The following is a 3,148-nucleotide window of genomic DNA, read 5'->3' as shown; positions in this document are numbered from 1 at the left end:
GACCGCACGTTCGACGACCTCGTGCCGCGGACGTCCGCGTGAGCGCGGGCACGGGCGCCGGCGCGCGCGCCGGGACGGCCGCGAGTGCGCCGGGCACGACCGCGACGACGACCCGCCGCGCCGGCAAGCGCGAGAAGCCCGAGGTGCGGCGGGCGATGATCGTGGAGGCCGCGCGCGCGGTGATCCTCCGCCAGGGCCTCACCGCCACCGGGCTCCGCGACATCGCCGCCGAGGGCGACATCTCGGTCGGCACCGTCACGTACCACTTCGCGAGCGTCGCCGAGATCCTCGACGAGGTCGTCGTGCTCGAGACCGACCGGTTCTACGCGTCGATCGTCGAGGAGGTGGACGCCGACCCGGATCCGGTGCACGGGATCCGCCTGCTGGTCGAGCCGCTCTTCACGGGCGGTGACGAGGCCGAGGCGCACTGGCGGCTCTGGTCGGACTACTGGAACGCCGTGTCCCGCCAGCCCGGCCTCTCCGCCGACCGCCTCGAGCGCATCCGCGTGTGGGAGGCGTGCCTCGTCCGCACGATCCGCCGTGGCATCGCCGCCGGCGTGTTCCGCGCGGTCGACGCCGCCGAGGTCGCGCTCAAGCTCGCGGCGTACAGCGACGGGATCGCGACCCAGCTGTCGCAGAAGGCGCCCGGCCTCGACAACGCGCGGGCGCTCGCGTGGATCTGGACCTTCCTCGACGCCGAGCTCGCCGCCGGGGAGCCGCTCTTCCGCTGAGCCGCGTGCCACGCGGTGCGGACCGGGGCATGATGAGCGAGGCGACGCGGCCCGAGGGTGCGCACGCCGACCGCCCGTCGTCACCGCTCCCGGAGGATCCATGCTCATCGAACCCGTCGACGCCGCCCGCGCGCACGTCAGCAGCCACGTCGACCCGGACGACTTCGACGCGTTCTGGGCCGACACCCTCGCCGAGGCCGCGCAGCACGACCTCGACGTGCGCCTCTCCCCCGTGGAGACCGACCTCGCGCTCGTCGACGTGCAGGACGTGACCTTCGCGGGATCCGGCGGCACCGACGTGCGCGCCTGGCTCCGCACCCCCGCGGGCGCGACCGGCCCGCTGCCCACCGTCGTCTCGTACGTCGGCTACGGCGGCGGTCGCGGGCGCGCCGAGGAGACGCTTATCTACGCGGCCGCTGGCTTCGCCCACCTGCAGATGGACACGCGCGGCCAGGGCTCCTACTGGAGCGCCGGCGACACCGCCGACCACGGCGAGGCCGGACCCGCGATCCCCGGCTTCATGACCCGCGGCATCGCCTCCCGCGAGACCTACTACTACCGCCGCCTCTTCACCGACGCCGTGCGCGCGGTCGACGTGGTCCGGTCGCTCGACGTCGTGGATCCGTCGCGCATCGCCGTGCAGGGCGGCAGCCAGGGCGGCGGCATGGCCCTCGCGGTCGCCGGCCTCCGCGACGACCTCGCCGCGGTCTCGGCCTACGTGCCGTTCCTCTGCGACATCGAGCGCGCCACCCACATCACCGACGCGTACCCGTACCACGAGGTCGTCGACTACCTGAAGACGCACCGCGGCCGCGGCGAGGACGTGCACGCCGTGCTGCGGTACTTCGACGGCGTCGCGTTCTCCCGCCGCGCCACCGCGCCCGCCCGCTTCTCGGTGGGCCTGATGGACGCGACCTGCCCGCCCTCCACCGTCTACGGCGCGTTCAACGCCTACGCGGGCGGGAAGGAGATCGTCGAGTGGGAGTACAACGGCCACGACGGCGGCGGCATCGACGACGAGCTCGGCACGCTCGCGTTCCTGCGGCGCACGATGGGCTGACGGCGGGCTGATGGCGGGGGCGGGCCGGCCGCGGATCCGCTCCCGGATCGTGGACGCGACCCGCCACCTCGTCGGTGGTTCCGCGTAACCTGGGAGCACCTCGCCGGTGGAGCGAGCGGACCGGGAGGACATCATGCCCCGGCCCCGCATCCGCCCCGCGAAGTCCTCCAAGCCCGGTGCCCCGCCGCCGTCCGTGGCCGCCCGCGTGGCCGCGGATCCGGCGCAGAAGGAGGTCCTCGTCGAGGAGGCGCTGCTGCTCGTCGGCGTCGCGCTGCGGCTCCAGATGGAGAACCTCATCATCCTGCGCACGCTGCGGGAGCGCCGCGCGTACGACGAGGAGTCGCTCATCGAGGCGCTCCGCGGCGAGCTGGCCGAGCTCATCGGCGAGAAGCGCGGCGAGGCGGAGCGGCTGCGCATGGCCCGCGACCGCGCGGCGCTGCGCGAGGGCAAGGGCAAGCGGCCCGACGACTACCGCGAGGGCGACGTGCCGGGGCTCCGCCTGCGGGCGGAGATCGCGGAGGAGATCGTCGAGCGGCTCGGCGCCCTCTCGCGCGACCCGGAGGCGCTGCGCGAGGTGCTCGTGATCGCGCGCGACTCGGCCCTCGAGCAGATCGTGCGCGCGCGGCTCGCGCCGCAGATGCTGCCCGGTGCGTTCCCCGAGGAGGGGCGCGACGACCGCGTCGACGAGCTGCGCGCCGAGCTGGCGCGGCTCGCGGCGGATCGGGAGCGGGCGGCCGAGGCAACGGCGCCGCGGGACCCGGGCCGCGCGCGCGTGCGCACCGGCGGCCGGGGGCGCCCGCAGAAGGTCTGAGCGCGCGGTGCCTCAGGGCGCGAGCGCGAACCGGGGCTCGACGCGCTCGCCGGTCGCCGCATCCGCCGCGAGGCTGCCGATGAGCGGCGCGAACTTGGCGCCGTGGCCGGAGCAGGGCGAGACGATCGTGATCCCGTCGACCCGGTCGACCACGAAGTCCTCCGTGGGCGTGCTCGTGAACAGGCACGTCGCCTCCGCGTACGGCACGGGCTCGACGCCCGGCAGGTTGCGGCGCACCCAGTCGACGACGCGGGTGCGGTTGGCGGGATCCACGACGCCGTCCTGGTGCGCGGCCGACGGGATCACGCGCCCGCCGTCGAACTCGGCGACCTTGTGGCCGCGGCCCTCCACGTCGCGCCCGCCGGGCAGCGCGTAGACCTGCATGCGCTCGTCCATGTGGATGGAGGTCGGGACCGGGCGCGGCCCGTCCATGTACGCGAAGTGGAAGACCTGCTCCTGCCGCACGCGCAGCGGCGGGATCCGGTCGAGGGCCGCGCGCGGCAGCGGCAGCGCGCCGCCGAGCAGGTCGGGCAGCCACGCGCCCGC

4 protein-coding genes are annotated in these 3,148 nt (G+C 75.3%); 3 read left to right on the top strand and 1 reads right to left on the bottom strand.

Annotated features, from left to right (window positions below; translation table 11 throughout):
* The 3 genes from DZG00_RS13920 to DZG00_RS13910 form a co-directional block, all read left to right on the top strand.
* On the top strand, positions 1–731 hold a 731-nt coding region (locus DZG00_RS13920), incomplete at its 5' end, for a TetR/AcrR family transcriptional regulator (RefSeq protein ID WP_311135920.1).
* A 100-nt stretch (positions 732–831) separates the two neighbouring features.
* On the top strand, positions 832–1,791 hold the full coding sequence (locus DZG00_RS13915; RefSeq protein ID WP_119382401.1) for an acetylxylan esterase: 960 nt from the start codon (positions 832–834) through the stop codon (positions 1,789–1,791).
* A gap of 133 nt (positions 1,792–1,924) precedes the next feature.
* Positions 1,925–2,602 carry a hypothetical protein gene (locus tag DZG00_RS13910; RefSeq protein ID WP_233550148.1) on the top strand — a complete coding sequence of 226 codons (678 nt, stop codon included), beginning with the start codon at positions 1,925–1,927 and terminating at the stop codon, positions 2,600–2,602.
* A gap of 12 nt (positions 2,603–2,614) precedes the next feature.
* Here the strand turns inward: DZG00_RS13910 and DZG00_RS13905 are convergent.
* Positions 2,615–3,148: FAD-dependent oxidoreductase (locus tag DZG00_RS13905; RefSeq protein ID WP_119455741.1), on the bottom strand; the 534-nt coding region annotated here is incomplete at its 5' end.

The organism is Clavibacter lycopersici (assembly GCF_003576405.1).
In the GTDB taxonomy this organism is placed as follows: domain Bacteria; phylum Actinomycetota; class Actinomycetes; order Actinomycetales; family Microbacteriaceae; genus Clavibacter; species Clavibacter lycopersici.
Note: the sequence above shows the minus strand (reverse complement) of the source record. Positions and strands in the feature narration are given on the sequence as shown.

What these genes read in the sequence shown, in the direction of transcription:
- DZG00_RS13915 (WP_119382401.1), top strand. Translation starts at nt 832, where the DNA reads ATGCTCATCGAACCCGTCGACGCCGCCCGCGCGCACGTCAGCAGCCAC.
- DZG00_RS13910 (WP_233550148.1), top strand. Translation starts at nt 1,925, where the DNA reads ATGCCCCGGCCCCGCATCCGCCCCGCGAAGTCCTCCAAGCCCGGTGCC.